Source organism: Peribacillus simplex (genome assembly GCF_001578185.1).
In the GTDB taxonomy this organism is placed as follows: Bacteria; Bacillota; Bacilli; order Bacillales; family DSM-1321; genus Peribacillus; species Peribacillus simplex_A.
The window spans coordinates 30,001-52,211 of record NZ_CP011008.1 but is presented as its reverse complement, the minus strand read 5'-3'; the positions used below and the strand labels follow the sequence as shown (position 1 = coordinate 52,211).

Below are 22,211 nucleotides of genomic sequence, written 5' to 3'. Positions count from 1 at the left end.
AATGATTCCCCCTATTCCTTTTGCGAAAAATAATTCCCACGACTGACATTGATTTTTTTGTCTCTTTCGACCACCTGGGTCAACTTGATCAGTGAAACATAGTCCTCGACAAGACATTCTTCAGTATGTTCGGATTCGACCAGCACCGCAATTCCGGCAACTGTTGCCTTAAATTCATCCAATAAACTGACCATACCATTAATGGTACCCCCAGCCTTCATGAAATCATCTACAATTAATACATTCGAACCCTCAACCAAGCTTCTTTTAGAGAGTACCATCGTCTGAATCCTCTTTGAAGAGCCTGAAACATAATTGATGCTCACTGTAGAACCTTCCGTTACTTTATTATTCCTACTTACAATGACAACTGGAACATTCAAATAATTTGCCACGGCGTATGCTAATGATATCCCTTTAGTTGCCATTGTCATAATGACAGAGACATTTTTCTTGGCATACATTGAAGCGATTATCCTTCCAACCTTATTCACGGTTTGTGGATGACCTAATATGTCTGTCATATATAGATAGCCGCCAGGAAGTAACCTTTCGGGACTAGCGATCGTATCGCATAATCCGTCAATGAAGGTATTGACTTCAGCTTCCTTGATGGAAACAATATACTTCACTCCACCTGCTGCACCGGGAACAGTTGTTAAAGAACCTATCCCGCGTTGTTCAAAGGTATCTTTGATGATTGTCAAATCTTCACTGATCGAGGATTTTGCCGAACTATACCTTTCAGCAAAATAAGTCAGCGAAACAAGTTCCCCTGGATGTTCTAATAAATAATTGGTCATATCGACTAGCCTCTCGCTGCGACGAAATTTCATTGAGACACCCCCTTTGTGAATTCCGAATATTATATAGCAACTATACCACTAATGTACGTTTCTATTCAAGATTGTTTCGATCACCTAATAAGCGGACCGCATAGACTTGATCACAAAATCCCCGAAGTCCATTATAAATTCTTTGCATCCGCGAATCATGCTCCACCAAACCAAAAACGGTCGGACCACTTCCGCTCATCAAGACCGAATCTGCTCCAAATGTTTTCATTTGATCTTTAATATTCGCAACCTCTGGGTATAACTGCAATGTCACTTGTTCTAGAACATTGCCCAAACCCTGACATACATCGTGATAATTATTTTCCTTAATAGCCGAAATCATTCCAGGTACATCTGGGTGATCCATTTTAGAAATTTGGAGCCTTTTGTATATATCAGCAGTCGAAACGCCGATTGTCGGTTTGGCCAAGATGACCCAGCATTTTGGCGGTGCAGGGAGATGCGTGATTTTTTCACCGCGCCCTCTTGCCAATGCCGTTCCTCCATACACACAAAATGAAACATCAGAGCCAATTTCAGCTCCTATTTCCGCAAGTTCATCCATGGAAAGACCAAGCTTCCACAGTCTATTCAAGCCTCTCAAGGTAGCTGCAGCATCACTGCTTCCACCAGCAAGTCCTGCAGCTACAGGTATATTTTTCTCTATGGTTATAGAAACACCTTTATTGATACCAAAACGTTCCTTTAGAATAAATGCGGCTTGATAAGCTAAATTCCGGTGATCATCCGGAACAAATCGATTATGGGATAGAATTTGAATATGATTTCCCTTAATTTCCTTTAGTTCAATTCTATCGGCAAGGTCGACTGTCGTCATGATCATTTCCACCTCATGATACCCATCAGGCCGTTTGAAAAGCACATCCAAAGCCAAATTGATTTTAGCCGGGGCTTTTTCCATAAGCTTCAATATGTCCACCTACTTTAACGTTCTTAAAAGTTCTTGTCCTATTCTATCATATTTGTTTATATTCTAAAGGTTTTTTCACCGTAATTTCAATGTAATGAAGCTAAGATGACCTTTAGAGGAGAATAGACACATGTAGGTACATGGGAGATCAACTCATTCCTGCTTCCCAAAAGACTTGCTACATATCCATATATAGCATTTACCGATACATAAAAAAACCAGACTCCTTATCTACAATGTAAGCAAAAATGAATAGGGCTATACATTGTATAAAGAGTCTGGCTTCTTTCAGTATGACAGCATGATACAATTAAGTGTTTATCTTACTCTTTGTTCACCAATTGACGTTGCGCTTTTTCGATCGCAAGTTTCACCATGTTTCCTGCGTCCCTGGCCCGGATTCCTCCCCAGCCTTCTTTCTGGACAACATCGTAAAATCCAAGTTCTTTTGCCAATTCCTCTTTAAGATCGTTTGACATAATCCCTTTTTTCCTGCCCAAGCGAAACAACCCCTTTCACATGCTGTCACATGCCTAGTGTTTGCATCATACGCTATTTCATTACATCCTTTTTAAGCCTTTATTGGAGCTCACAGGATATTTTAAAAAAACAAAAAGCAGCAAACAAAAATTGTTCGCTGCCTCGTCTAAGTTAAATCTCTTGTTGTTTGTTTAAAAATGTTAGTTCTACGGTTTCCGTTAAAACATCCGCATAGCTGTAAGATACTCTTTCAAACGCATTTTCGTCTTGGTCGAGCTCAATTACAAAAACAGCCGGATAAGTTTCCGCCAAAGTTCCAAAACGTTCTACAGTCTTTCTTCTTCCACCGTTTGCTTTTAAGAGCAATCTTTTACCTAGGTTTGAATCAAGTGCAGTTTTAATATCAGCTAGAGTTTTTGGCATTTTCGGTCCACCTCACTAAGTTAAGTATATCACAAATTACAAATATACGCAAACAAAATAATAAATTATATCAGCACTTAAAAATGTAGTCAATATATTTTTATCTGAAATCCGGCAAAATCGCGAACAATTTTATTATATCCTGGGAAATGAAAAATTATGTAAACGAACTATTTCATTATTTATTAAGCCGAATTTTCGTAATTTAATCCTCACCTAGTGGCATCACTCAACAAAAACCCTGGTTTTTGTTGATAATATCCGAATTCTGACACGATAAAAGCAAGCTGCATTCTTTCAAAATGCAGCCCGTTCATTCTTCCTGAAATGGCTTGAAAGGCAACCCTGTCCGCAACACCCCTTTTGTCTCAACTCCCCCTAAGCCCTTCTCTCCCGTTAATGTATTCCGAAGGACATCCCATACATGAAGATGCTCAGAAAAAGGCGTAAAGCTTATCTTTCCGACTATATATACTGGATCGAGAGCATGAATATTTACACGGGAAGGGGAACTTGCAAAATTTGCCCCAGCTTGGATCAGCGATTCAAAGTGAGATTGACATGCCCCGGCAAAGATAATAAGTTGATCTAAATGAGAAACCTTCCTTCTCGCTTCTCTAACTGTCAGTACAAAGTCCTTAGAGTGACGGTAGGCATTGATATCGGACATTGGTCCTTTTGATTTTGAATAAGCATCATGACCGGTGACAACAAGGATATCCGGCCGATAATGGTCCAGTAACCCCCCGATTCTTTGGGGCATTTCCTTTTCATTGCAATAGATACCGTTGACCGGAATACCGAATTTCTGATATAGATCCATGCATTTCCTTAAGTAAGATGCATCCCCATCAACATGGAGGACCCTACCTGGTATCTGAAAATATTCACCGCTATAACGATAGCCATTACTGGATTGATAGCCGTTTTTTTGTTGTTGCAGCTCCAGATCTTGTGTTAATAAGCGGTCTGATTGTTCTTGAAGTACCTCATTCGACCTTTGCCTATCATTTCTTTCATTATCATTTATGATCATTAAATCTTGAAAAGGTGCATCTGCAATCAGCCGGATATCTTCCCCATAAAGAATTGCTTCACGTCTTCCATCAATATCGCGGATATCGATTACCCGGAACAACACGTCGCATTTATAAGAAACCCGACCAACAATATCGTTTATTTGAATATTCATGGCCCCACCCCATGAGAAGACTTATTTTCAGCCCGCCCTAGTTTATTTTCATTCTTAAGTTATGCGAACCATTCTTGAATGGTGAAAGATGGGGATTGACTACATTTTTGGGTACGTTCCATTCATGTTAGGCCAATTTCAAAAGAAAAAAGCCGGAAGCTGGGAGTGATCCCATTTCCGGCTTGAATTTTTACATTTGATTTATTTGAAATTTGGCAATAACGCATCACTCAAGCGTCCAAACTCTTTGATGCTCAGTGTTTCTCCCCGTCTTGACGGATCCACTTCCGAGGCTTCGAGAGCGGCAAGTATTAGTTCTTTTTTCGATTTACCATCTGGAAGCTGACTGGTTAAGTTGTTTAAAATCGTTTTCCGACGCTGTGCAAAGCTCGCCCGGGTCACAATGAAGAAGAAATCCTCATCAAGGACCTCGACGATCGGCTTAACCCGCCTAGTAAGGCGTATTACAGCTGAATCAACATTAGGTTGAGGCATGAATACCGTTTTGGGTACAATCATCACTGTTTCCGCTTCAGTATAATATTGAATGGCGATGGATAAAGAACCGTATTCCTTTGTCCCAGGTTTAGCGGCAATTCTATCAGCCACTTCTTTTTGCAGCATGCATACGATGCCTCTAATGGGCAGGTCCTCAGACAATAGCTTTAAAATGATGGGCGTCGTGACATAGTAAGGCAGATTTGCAACCACCATTAGGTCCGAGAAGCCAGCAAATTCTTCTTCGATGACCTTCTTAACATCAGCCTTTAGTACATCCCCGTGAATGATGTTTACATTGTTATAAGGAGACAGTGTATCCGATAGGATGGGCAATAAACGCTGATCAATCTCAAAGGCCGTAACCTTTTTGCTGCTTTTTGCTAGTTGTTCAGTCAAGGCGCCGATCCCCGGCCCAATTTCGATGGCGCCGCTTTCCTCTGTTAAATTTGCATGTTCGACAATACGTTTCAGGATATTCGTATCGATTAAAAAGTTCTGACCTAAGCTCTTTTTAAAGGAGAATCCGTACTTCTTCAATATATCTTTCGTTCTGACAGGGGTTGCAATATCCTTATTCATTTTTTTCCTCCTGGTTTATCTGTACGATCGCTTCAGCAAAAGCCTCCGTTGATATTTGGAACATTTTTAGCCTTTTATATAACTGTTTACCATTGGTAAACCCGATTTTCAAAATAAAACCAAGTTTTTCCCTTCGCTCCTTGGCACCGGATCCTCCAATTAAACCTGCATCTATTAAATCCTGCTGTGAAATCTCTTCCGAAGCCTCTTCATCCATTAATTGGGCTTCCTTTAAAGCATTACGAATTGCCTCAGGAGAAGCATGTTCCACACCTATCCCTTTCCCTGACTTAGGAAGGGCTTCCTTCTTCGTTAAAAAGGCGTGTTTACAGCCTTTTACTTGTTCTGAAATTATATTCCTGATTTTTTGACCAGGAAAATCAGGGTCTGTGAAAATGATGGCCCCACGTGTCTTTTGTGCCAGCCTCACCTGCTCAATACAGGAATCATTCACAGCGGAACCGTTCGTTTCGATTGTATCAGCATTTACTGCCCTTTTAATCGCTACCGTATCGTCTTTACCCTCTACAACAATAATTTCTTTAATCTTTTTCATGTTTTCCTCCATACAGAAAAGCGCAAGCGCTTTGCTTAGCTCTTGATAAACGCGTTGGACACCCACCCTTTTTCTTTTTAATTTCCAGGATAGGAGTGAATCCAGGTCAACATCTTTATGAAAGTTTAAACGCTTATTATGAAATCTTATGGAATATTAAGTCGTCTATCTTATTAAAACAGTTTTACATGGGCTTTTTCAAGAAGTGGAAAAATAAAACGTCAAAAAGCAGGAGACGAATTCATCTCCTGCGAGAGAAACCTTATTAGTCCAATACCCGAATCTTAACTTTCTTTACACCCCAGCGATAGGCATCATTTTTTGAGGAAAAGAAGACGTCAATTCTATTTCCCTTTATTGCCCCGCCTTTGTCAGCAGCTACTGCATAGCCATAGCCCTCTACATATACTTTCGACCCCATAGGGATTACGCTTGGATCGACAGCAATTATTTTCGCACCCGGACTACTCTTTAGATCTACGCCTGTTGACGTGACACCGGAACAGCCCTTACAACTGGCAGTATAAGCCGTTGATGATACGTATATTTCTTTTCCACTAGTAGAACTAACGTTAGTTACTCCGCGGGAAGCCTGGGCAACCGTTGTTTTAGTTCCGACCGTCACAACTTTATCCTGCTTTTTACTAACAACTTTTTCTGAAAGTAATTCTCTTTTGACCTCTTTGCCATCCTCTTTAATAACTTCATATTCCTTAGAAATGAGTCCGTCTTTTCCTTCTTTAACAATTTTCTCTTTCCCTTTTGATAAGGAGTCATCTTTTTTAGTTATGACAGCAAAGTCAACTGGTTCTTCCACTACATCGGTGACTTTTTCAATTCGAATTACGTTTACCGTATTCTCAGCTTCAACTTTTTCGGCTAATTCTGGCTCAACCCGATCCAAATCATTGAGTTTTACTCCTTGTTGCTTTAAAAAGTCAGCGACAGTAGTCGAAGTTGACCATACCTTCTTTTCGTCTCCAGCTACCACTAATTTCAGTGAAAAGGCTTTGTCTATGGAAACTTCCATATTGGCATTCAGCTTCGTATTTTTTGAAGGCGTAATCTTATCCTGTTCCTTCACACTCAGATCTTGTTCTTTTAAAAGTTCGTCTACCGTATCGGCAGTGGACCAAACTTTCTCCGCCTTACCATCTTGTACCAAGACGATTTTTTGTGCAGGCTTCCAAACCACCTCTAAATCATCTTCAACCGCCGTGTCTCTTGATGGGTGGACATAGTCTGCCGCTTTAACAGTAATCTTTAAATCTTTCAACATATCATTTACAGTAGCAGCGTGTGTCCGCACTACCTCTTTTTTTCCGTCTAGCATTATTGTGACTGTATGCTTTGTTCCTTGATGGATTAGTATTCCCAATGCTGTAGAAACAAGAATCGCACTGCATATGGCAATTGCCATTCTCTTCTTCCCAAAAGGTTTGGGAATAAGGTTTTTCATAGTTTTTAATAGAATGAAAAACTCCTCCTTCCTCCCGGTGATTATATAGACATAGTTATCAAGCTGTCAACCCATTCACTTCTCATTTAGGAAATTACTACCTATTATGCATATCTTATGGTGAAAAGGAAAGGGCGAATTCTCGACATAATAAGCCTAAAATAGGTGTAAGATTTGTAGAAATCTAAAAAAATGCGATTTTGGCTAGCTAATCCCGGGAGATATTGTAAAAAAAGCTGTCAGTTAATGCCGAATAATTTCTTGGCATTTTCGGTTGTTGCCTGGGAAACTTCCTCTATTGTGAGTTGTTTGATTTCTGCGATTTGTTCAGCAACAAGCTTCACATAGGAAGGTTCATTACGCTTTCCTCTATATGGATGCGGAGCCAAATATGGACAATCAGTTTCAATCAGTAAACGCTCTAAAGGTACGGCCGCCGCTACCTCTTTTGGCTTTTTTGCATTCTTGAAGGTCACAGGGCCACCCAATGAAATATAAAAATTCATATTGATGCATTCCAAAGCTGTTTCTGCACTTCCGCTAAAGCAATGCATGATGCCTCCCACCTCTGATGCCGCTTCCTCCTTTAATATGTTCACGATATCCGCAGTCGCTTCCCGATTATGGATGATGATGGGCAGCCCCACTTTTTTCGCCAATCGGATTTGCTTCCTGAATACCTCCATTTGAACATCTTTAGGTGATTTATCCCAATGATAATCAAGACCCATTTCACCAATAGCTACAACCTTTGGATGATTGGATAACTCCTCGATCCATTGTAAGTCCTTCTCGGTCATATCTATAGCGTCCACTGGATGCCATCCGACTGCGGCATACATGAAATCATAAGTTTCTATTAATTCCATTGCCCTTATAATGGTAGGCTGGTCAAAACCAACGACTACCATATTATTCACTCCTGCTTCCTTAGCTCGTTCTATGACATCATCGAGATCCTCGTTGAATTGTTCTGCATTAACATGTACATGTGTGTCAAATAACATTATTTTTCTTCCTTTCTAGCACTATTTTATAAAAAAATGAAAGTTTTATGTTTCACATTTAGGTAACAAAAAGATTACAAAGGAGCCTATATGCCCAACAAGTAAAAATAGACCTAATAATCAAAACCTGTATAATTTACTTTCTCCAAAAACATAAAGAAAAAAACATAAAAATGTTTCATATGAAACACCTTTATGTTTTCGTGGGTTTATTTCACCTTTGAACCATTTGGAATCGATGAATCTATTGTAGCGACTGAGAGCACACCATCCTGGCTGCCCGCCAATATCATCCCTTGAGAGAGCTCTCCACGAAGTTTAACAGGTTTCAAATTCGTTACGCATATCACTTTTTTGCCTACTAAATCTTCAGGTTTATAGTGCTGAGCAATTCCTGATACGACTTGCCGTTTCTCATAACCTAAATCAAGCTGCAGTTTAAGAAGCTTATCCGCTTTCTTTACCGGCTCCACTTCCATGACCTGAGCAACACGGAGCTCTACTTTTGTAAAGTCATCAATAGTGATTTCATCAACCTCTGGAATCGTCTCTTCCACTTTTTCCTCGGCCTCAGGGGCTCCACCCTGCATTTGTTCTTTAATATATAAAACTTCCTCTTCCATATCCAAACGGGGGAAGATCGGCTCACCCTTCAAAACTTTTGTTTCAGCAGGAATTTGACCGAACTCCGCTAAGCTATCCCATGATTTTAAAGCATTATCTTTGATGCTAAGCTGAGCAAAGATTTTTTCCGGTGTTTGCGTCAAGAAAGGCTTTAAAAGAATTGCCGTCCTGCGTAATGACTCCGCCAAATGAACCATGACACTGGCAAGGTCTTCTTTCCTTGATTCATCTTTAGCAAGAGTCCATGGCTGGGTTTCATCAATGAATTTATTAGTTCTGCTCACGAGTTGCCAAATGGATGTGAGTGCAACTGAAAATTCCATGTTTTCCATGGCTTCCTCATACTTGCCTACAGTGCTTTGGTTCATTTCAACCAAAGCTTTTTCGAATTCGCCATTTGATCCTTCGTAACTTGGAATAACACCATCAAAGTACTTATTGACCATTGCCACTGTTCTATTTAATAAATTCCCTAAATCATTTGCGAGGTCAAAATTGATCCGTTCTACAAACCCTTCCGGTGTAAATACTCCATCAGAACCAAATGGGACTTCACGCAATAAGTAATACCGTAAAGAATCCAAACCATAACGATCAATCAATGTAACGGGATCCACTACATTCCCTTTTGATTTGGACATTTTACCATCTTTCATGAGAAGCCAGCCATGTGCAAAGACTTTCTTAGGAAGCGGTACGTCAAGAGCCATTAACATAATCGGCCAATAAATTGTATGGAAACGGACAATTTCCTTTCCGACAAGATGTACATCCGCAGGCCAATAATTCAGGTATTTAGAGTCATTATCCGTTCCATACCCTAATGCCGTTATATAGTTAGTCAATGCATCAATCCATACATAAATAACGTGCTTTGGATCTCCTGGCACCTTGATGCCCCAATCGAAAGTAGTACGTGAAACGGCCAAATCTTCCAATCCAGGTTTGATGAAGTTATTGATCATTTCGTTTTTGCGGGATTCCGGTTGAATGAAATCCGGATTTTCCTCATAAAACTTCAGTAATCGATCCGCATATTTACTCATCTTAAAGAAATAAGACTCTTCTTTCACCTTTTCAACAGGTCTGCCGCAATCTGGACAGTTTCCATTGCTTTCTTCCACCTGACGATCCGTGAAGAAAGATTCACAAGGTGTACAATACCACCCTTCATATTGATCCAAGTATATATCACCCTGGTCCAATAGCCTTTTAAAGATCTTGGCTACAACCTCTTTATGGCGATCTTCTGTCGTCCTAATGAAATCATCATAAGAAATATCAAGTTTTTCCCAGAGCTCTTTAATCCCTGATACGATATTATCTACATATTGCTGTGGAGTGATTCCTTCTTCAGCTGCTTTACGCTGGATTTTTTGACCATGTTCATCAGTGCCTGTTAAATACATGACATCAAAACCACGCATCCTTTTATAACGAGCCATGGCATCACCTGCCACTGTCGTATATGCGTGCCCTATATGTAAATTACCACTCGGATAATATATGGGTGTCGTGATATAGAATGTTTTTAATTTTTCTTGCACTTCGTTCCCTCCTCATCTTTTGCAAAACCGCTTTAGGACTGCCCAAAGCCATAAGACTATATATTTAAGCTATTATCTCTATTTTAACGCTATATACGATTCTACGCGACAATAATCACTAATCAACATGTTAATAGAATAAAAAATAATATAAGTAAATGTCATTTTAAAATAAGGGTTCACGATGTGAGCTTCCCTTATGTCAGCATTACCTCTTACCTCAACAAAATATACCTAAAATTCTTTTTTTGTGCAACAACTCACAAATTTGAAAATATCCCTGGAAAATTATCCTTAATTAAGAACTTTTGTTTTGAAACTAAATTGCATTTAATCATATAATAAAGATGGAGAGATACATGCACACTTTGTCGAATTGTGGTGAATTGAGTAATTATTTGCAGCCTATTATTTCTTGAATTATAAAGACATAAACATTTTTTTCTCTTTAAAAGTCTTTTTTTCATCGGAATGCAGCCGCTTTCTTTTTTACAAAAAAATGAAAATAAATCATTGACGGATTTGGGAATGGCTGGTATTATAAATTTATAAAAAAATTTGTCGAATATTGGCGAAAAAAATAGAAATAGGGTACTAGATTGTAACTGAGAGGAGAATTTTAAAATGAAATCTACAGGTATTGTTCGTAAAGTTGATGAGTTAGGCCGGGTGGTTATTCCAATCGAACTTCGTCGTACATTGGGTATTGCTGAGAAAGATGCTCTTGAGATCTATGTTGATGACGAACGCATCATCTTGAAAAAATACAAACCAAACATGACTTGCCAAGTTACAGGTGAAGTTTCCGATAATAACCTTACACTTGCTAATGGTAAATTGATTCTTAGTCGTGAAGGTGCTGAATTACTTATCCAAGAAATTCAACAAAACTTCACTACTTCTAAATAAATGATATAAAAAAAAAACTTCCGATCTTCGGAAGTTTTTTTTTGCTTATTTATCGTTATAATTTTTATTGTATATCAATGTGATACGCTTGATATACATCGCGTTTTTGTATATTGCGATCTTTTGCGACCTGCTTGATTGCGTCCTTTGAATTGAGCTGCTTGTTTTCTATATAATGATTAACATGACCGACTAAATCAAGTGCCGCCCACCAAGCTTCCTCAGATTCATCCTCAGTCAATTGTCCACCTTCTATTATTAAACAGAACTCACCGCGAATCTCGGATTCCATCGCCCACGTCAATGCTTCACTTACCGTCCCTCGAATGAACTCTTCAAATTTCTTAGTTAATTCGCGACATAATACTATTCGACGGTCACCTAAAATTTCATGCATATGTTTCAACGTTTCTTTTAATCGATGTGGCGATTCATAAATGATCCATGTGGATTCCATTTTTTTTAACTTTTCCAGCTCCTGCTTTTTTTCTTTTGCTCCCCGTTGTAAAAAGCCATAAAAGTAAAAAGGCTGTGGAATGAGCCCAGATGCAATCAATGCAGTTAATGCAGCATTGGCACCTGGCAACGGAATGACTTTAAACTGTTCAGCAATGGCATCTTTGACCAGTTCATATCCCGGATCGGATATCGTTGGCAAGCCAGCATCACTTACCAATGCGATGACCTCTCCTGATCGAAGCCGCTCGAGCATCTGTTTCCCGCTATATTCTTTATTATGTTCATGGTAACTGACGATAGGTGTCGAAATTTCAAAGTAGTTGCATAATTTCTTCGTATTTCGTGTGTCCTCAGCTGCAATGACATCCGCTTCCTTTAAGATTCTTAAAGCCCGAAAGCTCATATCTTCAAGGTTTCCTATCGGTGTAGGAACCAGATATAGAGCTGGCTCCAATCCTTCTTTTTCAAAACTCTTTTGTTGCCACATATCATGCATCCTCCTTTGCCATCCACTTTTGCTTTTGTTTTCTTGTTAATTGCTTAAACTTATATTCAGCCCGCATGGCCAATGTCTGTGTTTCAAATATTTCATGATGAATCAGTTCAACCGGGGTCCGTCCTCGGGTATACTTTGCCCCCCTGCCTTGATTATGAGCATCAATCCTACGATCCAAGTCATTTGTATACCCAGCATAATAGCTGCCGTCCTTGCATTTTAAAACATAAAAATAGTGCTTATTCCTCTCCATATAAAATCCTTTTTATTTCCGGATTATAATCATTTTGGTCGTTATACACAACAAGAGGAGGTAAAATCTTCAAATCAGGGTTGCCGTCCTTTATCCCTTCAATTAGAATCGTATTTGCTTCTTTCGAGCTTTTTGGATAAACGAATTGCAATCGCTTCGGTTCAATCCTGTACATCTTCATTAATCGCAGGATATCCATCAGACGGCCCGGCCTATGAACGAATGCCGCTTTTCCACCTTGACGCAGCAACTGGCTTGAAATACGCATGACGTCCTCAAGATTACACATTATTTCATGACGGGCAATTGCAAAATGCTCATTTTTATTCATTTCCTCAATTGATGGCGTCGGGAAATAGGGTGGATTGCAAGTAACCACGTCATACTTGCTGTATCCTATCTGCTTCGGAATCTCTTTTATATCCCCATGAATCATTTCGATCCGGGAGGATACGCCATTATAGTCCATGCTCCTCTTGGCCATGTCATATAACCGCTCTTGAATCTCAACACCTGTAATTGTCCCTTTCGTTCTTGTACTCAGCAGCAAGGGGATGACCCCATTCCCTGAGCAAAGATCTACGATTTTCCCTTTTTGGATCGGGACATTTACGAACCTTGATAATAAAACGGCATCTAATGAAAAAGAGAATACTGATGGGCTCTGGATGATCCTTAAATTCTCAGCCAATAGATAATCCAGGCGTTCATCTCCTTTAAGTTCTACCATTGCTGTTACCCTCCTAATTATGTATGGAAAACGCATGTTTAGGGTCCATGCTTCGACATTCGTATCGTAAAAAAAGGGATCTGACTCATAGTATGCGTCAGACCCCGAATCACTATATATTGTAAACGGTCTATCTATCACGTAAAAGAGATGGAACATCTTTTATATTATTCCATTATCACTTTTTGTTTAAAAAAGATAAACAGAACAGGCAATCTCCTTCTTTTCGTAAACTGCCAAAATGCAGATTGCAAATATGGAAGCCTTCTTGATAGATACGGGCTAGATTATCATAGCCTTCCCCGATATCCATAACCTTGTCCGTACTAGCAGTACGGTTTTTCACTTTTTGTTTAACCTTCACTGCAGCAGGCGCACTTTCGACTTCCACAAGACCTAACCGATGACGCAAGTGTTCGTTCTCCAGCTTGAGCGACTGATTTTCCTCAAGGATTTCAGCTAAGTTCTGCTTCAATTCTCCAAGCTGCTTATATAATTGGCCTATCTGGGTTTCCATATTGGTCACCGACTCAAAAATATCTTTCTTATCCACGCTCTCCCACCACCTTAATAATCTGTGGCTTGAATAGAAACGGCTCCCTCTTTTAGAATCTCATCAAGAGTATACTCTAATACTCTTTCCTGCTCGATTAGTTCAATCTGAAGTACGCGTTCTAGAATATTAAGCCCCACTACCTTGCCTTTGCCACCAGGCGTATTAATCATTTCACCTAAATCAGGAAGCATTTCCTTCGCACTTTCATACTCGTCATTTTCATATTTCAGACAGCACATCAATCGACCGCATAATCCTGAGATTTTTGTAGGGTTCAATGATAAATTCTGATCCTTCGCCATTTTGATGGAAACCGGTTCAAAATCTCCAAGAAATGTGGAGCAACAAAGCATTCTGCCACAAGGTCCAATGCCACCAAGCATCTTGGCCTCATCCCTTACCCCAATTTGGCGCAGTTCTATCCGAGTTCTGAATATGGCAGCTAAATCTTTGACTAAATCACGGAAATCCACGCGACCATCCGCTGTAAAATAAAACACGACCTTATTTCTGTCGAAAGTATATGACACATCAACCAGCTTCATATCCAGCTTATGCTCAACAACCTTTTGGCAACATATAGAGTAGGCCTCTTCTGCAGCCGCCTTGTTCTCATCAACAATCAGCTTATCTTTTGCATCAGCGACCCGAAGTACTTTTTTTAACGGCAGGACAACATCGTTTTCATCTACTTGTTTACGGGCTGTAACAACTTTACCGAATTCAACACCGCGGACAGTCTCCACTATTACAAAATCGTCCTTAGGAATAGCGAATTCACCCGGATCAAAGTAGTATATTTTGCCCGCCTTTTTAAAACGGACACCTACAACATCATACAAATCATGATCCCTCCTGCAAATTCAGCACAAGCTGTTCCATCAACAGCTGTGGATTCGTGTTGGACATCAGCTTCCGTTTTGCTTCCAAAATACAACCCATATGTTCAGCAAGGCGTCTTGGGGAAAGATGAAGAGCGTGAGTTTCAAATTCCTTCAGTTTATTTTGGAATACAACGAAGTCCTTTTTGTCCAACTGAATGTATAATAAATCCTTATATATAAGAAGTAACAAATCAAGACCTCTGTCAACCTGTTCTCTTTCTTTAAAGTGTGAAAACCAATCCGTCTGCAGGTACAACAATGCCTTCAAGGAATTAAGTTTTAACACTTCATATAATTTTACCACTATTTTTTGAGCTTGTACAAACCATTCATCATTGCTAAGCTCGATTCCAGCTTCCACATTCTGTGTTATATGTGCAATAACCGAGGCAAGCTGCGGTTCTAAATCCTGTTCTATCAGCTTCCGTTTCACATTCTCCGGGGATAATGGCTTGAACGAAATCACTTGGCATCTTGATAATATGGTCGGCAGAATCCTCTGAAGCTGTTCGGTCATCAATATTGCTACGGTATCGGCCGAAGGTTCTTCTAAAAATTTCAATAGACTGTTGGCTGCCCCCACTGACATTTTGTCCGCATCGGCAATCATATAAACCTTTCGATCCGCCTCTACGCTTTTTTTTGAAAATTCTTCTTGGAGCTCCTTAATTTGTTCTTTCTTTATTGAAAGACCGTCTTTTTCTATTAAATGGACATCAGGATGGTTCCCACTGGAAATCCGTTTGCAATTTCGGCAAAGTTCGCATGGCTTATAACCCGCTTTTGGTGCTTCACATAATAAGCTTTTGGCAAAGGTTTTGCTTATATCTTGCTTACCCGTCCCTTTTTCCCCTTCAAATAAATACGCATGAGCCACCCTGTTCTTCATTATGCTATTTTGCAGCATCATCATTACCTGCGGCTGAATTTGATTCATGTCCTGCCATGTTTTATCCAAAACCATCAACTCACTTAAGTATATAAATTAATCAGAAGACCTTTAACTTCACCTATCATTTCCAATATTTCAAGCGAGCTTTTCTCTTTATTAAGAATTTCCTCGCTTAACTCCACTAATCTTGCATCTATCGTTTCCACGGTTTTCAACGGCCGGCTCTGTCCATATTGGTTCCAGCTAGTGGATTGCTTCAGTTCCAGTCCATATTCAACCGCTTCTTTAACAAACCGTTTCACTAATGCTTTATATTTTGCCAGTTCCCTAAAAGTACGTGACCTTACTAAACGCTGTCCCGCCCCTTCTATATCGCCTATCAAACGGTTTAATGTTTGGATTTGCATTTTTTGATCCTGCGTCTGGACCATTTGTTTAAATCTTCCATTCCCGATTTGAAACTGTTTGGCATCCTGGCGCGATTTATCCAGCTTAATAGGAGTATCATGGTTGATTTTCATAATGAACCTCCCTGCAGCTAACCGTTAGAATTGTAAAAAGTTTTCAACCGGCAGAACAAAAATGGTCGCACCGCCTACTTGAATCTCCACTGGGTAAGGTACATAGGACTCGGCATTCCCGCCCATCGGAGAAACCGGTGATACTAACTGGGATCGTGACTGACAATTCTGTTTGATGATCTGGATGGCTTGGTCAACACGTTCATCCTCTGTGCCAATCATAAAAGTCGTATTACCTGATTTTAAAAACCCGCCAGTGCTGGCTAGCTTGGTTGTTCCGAAATTATTTTCAACTAATTCATTTAGCAGGCGATGACTATCCTTGTCTTGAACGACAGCAATGATCATTTTCATTCTCATCATCCTCCGGTTACTCTGAATTTTTCCTAACTCCATTATAGCAACTAGTCTTTGCTTGGAATAGTATTCGGGTTGAATAATATGGAAACCTAATATTTAATTCCCTGTTTTCTCCAGATAATTAAACAAACTGGCTTTCGCTTCTTCAAAAACTTCATCAACTGTACGTCCTGCATCAATGATAATAAAACGGTCTTCCCATCTATTTATAATGGACTGATACCCCTCACAAACTTTTTTATGAAAGTCCAGGGCTTCAAGATCCAGCCGGTTCACTTCCCGTTCCCCATTGGCCTGGATACGTCTCAATCCTTCTTCTGGATCTATATCAAAAAAGAAAGTGGCATCGGGCATCATATCTCCAATTGCGAATTTATTGATACTGTAAACCTCTTCAATATCCAAACCCCTTGCATGGCCTTGGTAGGCTAACGAGCTATCTATAAATCGGTCACAGAGGACAATTCCCCCTCGTTCCAACTCCGGCATGACCACTTCCACTAAATGCTGACGTCTAGCCGCTGCATATAATAAGGCCTCTGTTCTCGAGTCCATAGCTGTATTATCCTTATTAAGGATCACTTCCCTAATCTGCTCCGAAATGGGAACTCCCCCTGGCTCACGCGTTAATAGGACTTTGTAGCCTTCTTGTTGCAGAGCCTTGCCAAGCATTTGGGTAATTGTTGTTTTCCCAGCACCCTCGGGCCCTTCCATTGTAATAAAAATACCACGTTTCATCGATGTACCTCCAAGGTTCTTTGTTTGTAGTATATCATTTTAACCAGCATGCCCGCTTTCATAAACGATCAACTCTCCGTTTGAAAGGGAGGAACCTCCATGAAACCTTGATCCCAGTTCAAGCAGTCTCTTCAAATTGGTAATATGATCTGTCGTAATCATTTCCCCGGACATAATTAATGGAATTCCTGGCGGATAAGGGATGACCATCTCGGCAGATACCTCTCCTACGGCTTCTCTCAATACAACCGGTCTCGATTTACTATGCTTCATGACGGAGTAAGTAATTTCCAGAGCCGTAATCGAACTTCCAGCAAACCAGCTACCCACTTGATTTGCTTCGACGCTTCCAGTTCTGTCTTTAGTCGCACTTTTTATATTTTGAACGATTTCTTGAAAGGGAAAATCGATACTCGTTTTTAATAAAGGTAAAATCATTAATAAATTATTAGGATCAGCTAATTCTGTAAAAATGCCTTCGGCTTCACATAGCTGCTGTAACTCAAACCCGCTTAAGCCATTTGTTGATTGAATGACTACTTTCAATGGGTCTGCTGAAGTACCTGGTGGCGCCTCTAACACCCTTACTGTTTGTAGGGCGCCCAATTCCCGTCTGAAATCTGATATCTTTTTAATAAGGGATTTTTTATCTTCTGATGTAAAAGCGGCTAAGTATGCTCTGGCTAAGTCGAGCGATCCCATAATTGGGTAAGACGGGCTGCTAGACTGAAGCATTTGTAAATAGAATGATACTTGCCCCACATCAACTAAGGATGAATTGACATGAAGATATGACCCCATCGTCATAGCCGGCAGTGTTTTATGTGCTGAATGGACAACGGCATCTGCCCCTGCGAAAATAGCTGTTTTAGGAAACGGACTTCCTAACTGAAAGTGAGCGCCATGTGCTTCGTCCACCAGCACCGGGATTCCCTTTTGATGTGCAAGTCTCACCAATTCCGTCAAGTCTTCACCAAGACCATAATAATTCGGGTAGGTTACAACGATGGCTTTAACATCTGGATTGGCACTCAAAGCTTCTTCAATTAATTTTGATCCTACACCACCAGCAATGCCCCATTCCTCATAAAAATCCGGCTGTAAAAAAATCGGCTGTACATTCGCTAACATCAACCCATGCAAAATTGATTTATGGCAATTTCTTTGGACAAGCACTTTATCACCTTCACGGCAGGTAGCAAGAATCATCGCAATGTTGCCTACGGTTGACCCATTAACCAGAAAGTAACTTTTCTTTACCCCATATAAATCAGCGAGCAGTTGCTCGGACTTTAAAATGGCGCCCTCTGGAGCATGAAGGTCATCTAAACCGCTTATCTCCGTGGCATCTATGCCAAGCAGGGGGTTATATATTGCTTCGCCCTTTTTACTAAAGACCCATCCATTTTTATGTCCTGGCACATGCAGGGATATTGGTCTTTTTTTATAAAGGGCACTCATTGCATCGAACAATGGTGTCTGTGATTGATTCATTTTTCTCTTCCCTCAAATCATAGTATTTTTTCATTTTATCAAATAAGTTCATATTTATCTCTTATTGCTCGACAGAAAGGCAATTATGTATCTTCGAACACTCTGTTTAAATACAGAAACGCAGCTTGTTAGCAAGCATTCTTCTAAAGTACCAAAAAAAGAGTCAGAGAATAAAGAAACACTCCATTTCTTCATTCTCTGACTCTTTAACTTTTCTCAAACTGCTTATTCATGAAAATATTTCAGGATTATTGATTTTTCTTAATTGCTTTAAGTAATATTTGTACTTTGGATCGTTCGTATCCGTCCCGATCATATCCCTTTCACATTCCTCACAAATAAAAGTCGTATATAGATGTATTCCCATCCCTTTTATTTGTTCACAAACCACGCACGATTCCCCTGCCGTTGTTTTGGTTGTTGTTGTCCCCAACATCTCCACCTCCATACCTGCATTCTCCCCAAAAACCATTGTTCACATACATTAATTTAAATAGTTTAAGAGAACCGGGGATGCTTTTAACAATGTATGATGAAGTTTTTCAATACGTGTATGTCTTTATAAAAGTTTCCATAATTGATAAACCCTTTATATCTAATGATTTTTCTTTTCATTCAACAAAAAAGACCAGCCGGATGGCTGATCTTTTTAAATGGCTTGGCGGCGTCCTACTCTCACAGGGGGAAACCCCCAACTACCATCGGCGCTGAAGAGCTTAACTGCCGTGTTCGGAATGGGAACGGGTGTGACCTCTTCGCTATCGCCACCAAACATATCAGGAACGTTGTTCCTTCAAAACTAGATAATAAGAAGGTATTTCATTTTTTAAAAAGCGTTGGTTAAGTCCTCGATCTATTAGTATCAGTCAGCTCCACATGTCGCCACGCTTCCACCTCTGACCTATCAACCTGATCATCTTTCAGGGATCTTACTAGCTTGCGCCATGGGAAATCTCATCTTGAGGGGGGCTTCATGCTTAGATGCTTTCAGCACTTATCCCGTCCGCACGTAGCTACCCAGCTATGCCTTTGGCAAGACAACTGGTACACCAGCGGTGCGTCCATCCCGGTCCTCTCGTACTAAGGACAGCTCCTCTCAAATTTCCTGCGCCCGCGACGGATAGGGACCGAACTGTCTCACGACGTTCTGAACCCAGCTCGCGTACCGCTTTAATGGGCGAACAGCCCAACCCTTGGGACCGACTACAGCCCCAGGATGCGATGAGCCGACATCGAGGTGCCAAACCTCCCCGTCGATGTGGACTCTTGGGGGAGATAAGCCTGTTATCCCCGGGGTAGCTTTTATCCGTTGAGCGATGGCCCTTCCATGCGGAACCACCGGATCACTAAGCCCGACTTTCGTCCCTGCTCGACTTGTAGGTCTCGCAGTCAAGCTCCCTTGTGCCTTTACACTCTACGAATGATTTCCAACCATTCTGAGGGAACCTTTGGGCGCCTCCGTTACTCTTTAGGAGGCGACCGCCCCAGTCAAACTGCCCACCTGACACTGTCTCCCACCCCGATAAGGGGCGCGGGTTAGAATTTCAATACAGCCAGGGTAGTATCCCACCAACGCCTCCACCGAAGCTAGCGCTCCGGCTTCTCAGGCTCCTACCTATCCTGTACAAGCTGTACCAAAATTCAATATCAGGCTGCAGTAAAGCTCCACGGGGTCTTTCCGTCCTGTCGCGGGTAACCTGCATCTTCACAGGTACTATAATTTCACCGAGTCTCTCGTTGAGACAGTGCCCAGATCGTTACACCTTTCGTGCGGGTCGGAACTTACCCGACAAGGAATTTCGCTACCTTAGGACCGTTATAGTTACGGCCGCCGTTTACTGGGGCTTCGGTTCAAAGCTTCGCTTGCGCTAACCTCTCCCCTTAACCTTCCAGCACCGGGCAGGTGTCAGCCCCTATACTTCGCCTTGCGGCTTCGCAGAGACCTGTGTTTTTGCTAAACAGTCGCCTGGGCCTATTCACTGCGGCTTTTCCGGGCTATTCACCCTAAAAAGCACCCCTTCTCCCGAAGTTACGGGGTCATTTTGCCGAGTTCCTTAACGAGAGTTCTCTCGCACACCTTAGGATTCTCTCCTCGCCTACCTGTGTCGGTTTGCGGTACGGGCACCTTACATCTCACTAGAGGCTTTTCTTGGCAGCGTGGAATCAGGAACTTCGGTACTATATTTCCCTCGCCATCACAGCTCCGCCTTAATGGAAACGGGATTTGCCTCGTTTCCGGCCTAACTGCTTGGACGCGCATATCCAACAGCGCGCTTACCCTATCCTTCTGCGTCCCCCCATCGTTCAAACGATGTATAGGTGGTACAGGAATATCAACCTGTTGTCCATCGCCTACGCCTTTCGGCCTCGGCTTAGGTCCCGACTAACCCTGAGCGGACGAGCCTTCCTCAGGAAACCTTAGGCATTCGGTGGAAGGGATTCTCACCCTTCTTTCGCTACTCATACCGGCATTCTCACTTCTAAGCGCTCCACCAGTCCTTCCGGTCTGACTTCAACGCCCTTAGAACGCTCTCCTACCATCGACACCAAAATGGTGTCAATCCACAGCTTCGGTGATACGTTTAGCCCCGGTACATTTTCGGCGCGGAGTCACTCGACCAGTGAGCTATTACGCACTCTTTAAATGGTGGCTGCTTCTGAGCCAACATCCTGGTTGTCTAAGCAACTCCACATCCTTTTCCACTTAACGTATACTTTGGGACCTTAGCTGGTGGTCTGGGCTGTTTCCCTTTCGACTACGGATCTTATCACTCGCAGTCTGACTCCCAAGAATAAGTATTTGGCATTCGGAGTTTGACTGAATTCGGTAACCCGTTGGGGGCCCCTAGTCCAATCAGTGCTCTACCTCCAATACTCTCATCTTGAGGCTAGCCCTAAAGCTATTTCGGAGAGAACCAGCTATCTCCAGGTTCGATTGGAATTTCTCCGCTACCCACACCTCATCCCCGCACTTTTCAACGTGCGTGGGTTCGGGCCTCCATTCAGTGTTACCTGAACTTCACCCTGGACATGGGTAGATCACCTGGTTTCGGGTCTACGACCTCATACTCATTCGCCCTATTCAGACTCGCTTTCGCTGCGGCTCCGTCTTATCAACTTAACCTCGCATGAAATCGTAACTCGCCGGTTCATTCTACAAAAGGCACGCCATTACCCATTAACGGGCTTTGACTACTTGTAGGCACACGGTTTCAGGATCTATTTCACTCCCCTTCCGGGGTGCTTTTCACCTTTCCCTCACGGTACTGGTTCACTATCGGTCACTAGGGAGTATTTAGCCTTGGGAGATGGTCCTCCCTGCTTCCGACGGGATTTCTCGTGTCCCGCCGTACTCAGGATCCACTCAGGAGGGAACGAAGTTTCAACTACAGGGTTTTTACCTTCTTTGACGGACCTTTCCAGATCACTTCATTTACCCCGTTCCTTTGTAACTCCATGTTGAGTGTCCTACAACCCCAAGAGGCAAGCCTCTTGGTTTGGGCTAATTCCGTTTCGCTCGCCGCTACTCAGGAAATCGCATTTGCTTTCTCTTCCTCCGGGTACTTAGATGTTTCAGTTCCCCGGGTCTGCCTTCAGTACCCTATGTATTCAGGTAAAGATACTGTTCCATTACGAACAGTGGGTTTCCCCATTCGGAAATCTCCGGATCAAAGCTTACTTACAGCTCCCCGAAGCATATCGGTGTTAGTCCCGTCCTTCATCGGCTCCTAGTGCCAAGGCATCCACCGTGCGCCCTTTCTAACTTAACCGTTAAAAAAGATCT

The 22,211-nt window shown here is 41.6% G+C and carries 22 protein-coding genes and 2 rRNA genes; 1 reads left to right on the top strand and 23 read right to left on the bottom strand.

Annotation, left to right across the window (positions count from 1 at the left end):
• Positions 1-11: 11 nt before the first annotated feature.
• The 10 genes from purR to metG form a co-directional block, all read right to left on the bottom strand.
• Complete coding sequence (gene purR / locus UP17_RS00270; protein WP_061440328.1) at positions 12-836, bottom strand: pur operon repressor; 825 nt, start codon at positions 834-836, stop codon at positions 12-14.
• A gap of 61 nt (positions 837-897) precedes the next feature.
• Positions 898-1,767, bottom strand: a complete 870-nt coding sequence (gene ispE / locus UP17_RS00265) for a 4-(cytidine 5'-diphospho)-2-C-methyl-D-erythritol kinase (RefSeq protein ID WP_061440327.1) — start codon at positions 1,765-1,767, stop codon at positions 898-900.
• A gap of 323 nt (positions 1,768-2,090) precedes the next feature.
• Positions 2,091-2,267: a small, acid-soluble spore protein, alpha/beta type gene (locus UP17_RS00260; protein WP_061440326.1), complete on the bottom strand. Its 177-nt coding sequence runs from the start codon at positions 2,265-2,267 to the stop codon at positions 2,091-2,093.
• Between the two features lie 151 nt (positions 2,268-2,418).
• Entirely contained in the window at positions 2,419-2,670 is a 252-nt protein-coding gene (veg, locus tag UP17_RS00255) for a biofilm formation stimulator Veg (RefSeq protein WP_061440325.1), read from the bottom strand.
• Positions 2,671-2,983: 313 nt separating this feature from the next.
• The gene (yabG, locus tag UP17_RS00250; RefSeq protein ID WP_061440324.1) at positions 2,984-3,862 is read right to left on the bottom strand and encodes a sporulation peptidase YabG; all 879 of its coding nucleotides are present in this window, start codon (positions 3,860-3,862) and stop codon (positions 2,984-2,986) included.
• Positions 3,863-4,063: 201 nt separating this feature from the next.
• Positions 4,064-4,942, bottom strand: coding sequence for a 16S rRNA (adenine(1518)-N(6)/adenine(1519)-N(6))-dimethyltransferase RsmA (gene rsmA, locus UP17_RS00245; protein ID WP_061440323.1), 879 nt, complete (start codon positions 4,940-4,942; stop codon positions 4,064-4,066).
• On the bottom strand, positions 4,935-5,498 hold the full coding sequence (rnmV, locus tag UP17_RS00240; protein ID WP_061440322.1) for a ribonuclease M5: 564 nt from the start codon (positions 5,496-5,498) through the stop codon (positions 4,935-4,937). The genes rsmA and rnmV overlap by 8 nt, the downstream gene beginning before the upstream one ends.
• 265 nt (positions 5,499-5,763) lie before the next feature.
• Positions 5,764-6,918: a G5 and 3D domain-containing protein gene (locus tag UP17_RS00235; RefSeq protein WP_250211734.1), complete on the bottom strand. Its 1,155-nt coding sequence runs from the start codon at positions 6,916-6,918 to the stop codon at positions 5,764-5,766.
• A 278-nt stretch (positions 6,919-7,196) separates the two neighbouring features.
• A complete protein-coding gene (locus tag UP17_RS00230; RefSeq protein WP_061440320.1) occupies positions 7,197-7,964 on the bottom strand; it encodes a TatD family hydrolase in 768 nt (255 codons plus the stop codon).
• Positions 7,965-8,173: 209 nt separating this feature from the next.
• Positions 8,174-10,135: a methionine--tRNA ligase gene (gene metG / locus UP17_RS00225; protein WP_061440319.1), complete on the bottom strand. Its 1,962-nt coding sequence runs from the start codon at positions 10,133-10,135 to the stop codon at positions 8,174-8,176.
• Between the two features lie 624 nt (positions 10,136-10,759).
• Between metG and UP17_RS00220 the strand changes: the two genes are divergently transcribed.
• Positions 10,760-11,044, top strand: a complete 285-nt coding sequence (locus UP17_RS00220; protein WP_057915383.1) for a transition state genes transcriptional regulator AbrB — start codon at positions 10,760-10,762, stop codon at positions 11,042-11,044.
• 64 nt (positions 11,045-11,108) lie between these two features.
• Here the strand turns inward: UP17_RS00220 and rsmI are convergent, their stop codons facing one another.
• The 13 genes from rsmI to UP17_RS00155 all read right to left on the bottom strand — a co-directional run bounded on the left by rsmI (position 11,109) and on the right by UP17_RS00155 (position 22,197).
• Positions 11,109-11,990, bottom strand: a complete 882-nt coding sequence (gene rsmI, locus UP17_RS00215; RefSeq protein WP_061440318.1) for a 16S rRNA (cytidine(1402)-2'-O)-methyltransferase — start codon at positions 11,988-11,990, stop codon at positions 11,109-11,111.
• Position 11,991: 1 nt separating this feature from the next.
• Positions 11,992-12,252: a GIY-YIG nuclease family protein gene (locus UP17_RS00210; RefSeq protein ID WP_061440317.1), complete on the bottom strand. Its 261-nt coding sequence runs from the start codon at positions 12,250-12,252 to the stop codon at positions 11,992-11,994.
• Positions 12,239-12,982, bottom strand: coding sequence for a tRNA1(Val) (adenine(37)-N6)-methyltransferase (locus UP17_RS00205; RefSeq protein ID WP_061440316.1), 744 nt, complete (start codon positions 12,980-12,982; stop codon positions 12,239-12,241). Before UP17_RS00205 ends, UP17_RS00210 begins: the two co-directional genes overlap by 14 nt.
• Positions 12,983-13,160: 178 nt before the next feature.
• Positions 13,161-13,499, bottom strand: coding sequence for a DNA replication initiation control protein YabA (yabA, locus tag UP17_RS00200; RefSeq protein WP_375166265.1), 339 nt, complete (start codon positions 13,497-13,499; stop codon positions 13,161-13,163).
• Positions 13,500-13,549: 50 nt separating this feature from the next.
• Positions 13,550-14,380: a PSP1 domain-containing protein gene (locus UP17_RS00195; RefSeq protein WP_061440314.1), complete on the bottom strand. Its 831-nt coding sequence runs from the start codon at positions 14,378-14,380 to the stop codon at positions 13,550-13,552.
• 1 nt (position 14,381) lies between these two features.
• Positions 14,382-15,386 carry a DNA polymerase III subunit delta' gene (holB, locus tag UP17_RS00190; RefSeq protein ID WP_155727169.1) on the bottom strand — a complete coding sequence of 335 codons (1,005 nt, stop codon included), beginning with the start codon at positions 15,384-15,386 and terminating at the stop codon, positions 14,382-14,384.
• An 8-nt stretch (positions 15,387-15,394) separates the two neighbouring features.
• On the bottom strand, positions 15,395-15,835 hold the full coding sequence (locus tag UP17_RS00185; protein ID WP_061440313.1) for a YaaR family protein: 441 nt from the start codon (positions 15,833-15,835) through the stop codon (positions 15,395-15,397).
• A 24-nt stretch (positions 15,836-15,859) separates the two neighbouring features.
• The gene (locus UP17_RS00180; RefSeq protein WP_061440312.1) at positions 15,860-16,189 is read right to left on the bottom strand and encodes a cyclic-di-AMP receptor; all 330 of its coding nucleotides are present in this window, start codon (positions 16,187-16,189) and stop codon (positions 15,860-15,862) included.
• Positions 16,190-16,291: 102 nt separating this feature from the next.
• Positions 16,292-16,933: a dTMP kinase gene (tmk, locus tag UP17_RS00175; RefSeq protein ID WP_061440311.1), complete on the bottom strand. Its 642-nt coding sequence runs from the start codon at positions 16,931-16,933 to the stop codon at positions 16,292-16,294.
• A 39-nt stretch (positions 16,934-16,972) separates the two neighbouring features.
• Entirely contained in the window at positions 16,973-18,427 is a 1,455-nt protein-coding gene (locus tag UP17_RS00170) for an aminotransferase class I/II-fold pyridoxal phosphate-dependent enzyme (protein ID WP_061440310.1), read from the bottom strand.
• A 229-nt stretch (positions 18,428-18,656) separates the two neighbouring features.
• Positions 18,657-18,875: a sigma factor G inhibitor Gin gene (locus tag UP17_RS00165; RefSeq protein ID WP_081108652.1), complete on the bottom strand. Its 219-nt coding sequence runs from the start codon at positions 18,873-18,875 to the stop codon at positions 18,657-18,659.
• 208 nt (positions 18,876-19,083) lie between these two features.
• Positions 19,084-19,199: ribosomal RNA gene (rrf, locus tag UP17_RS00160) — 5S ribosomal RNA — on the bottom strand.
• A gap of 64 nt (positions 19,200-19,263) precedes the next feature.
• Positions 19,264-22,197 (bottom strand): 23S ribosomal RNA (locus UP17_RS00155).
• Between the last annotated feature and the right edge of the window lie 14 nt (positions 22,198-22,211).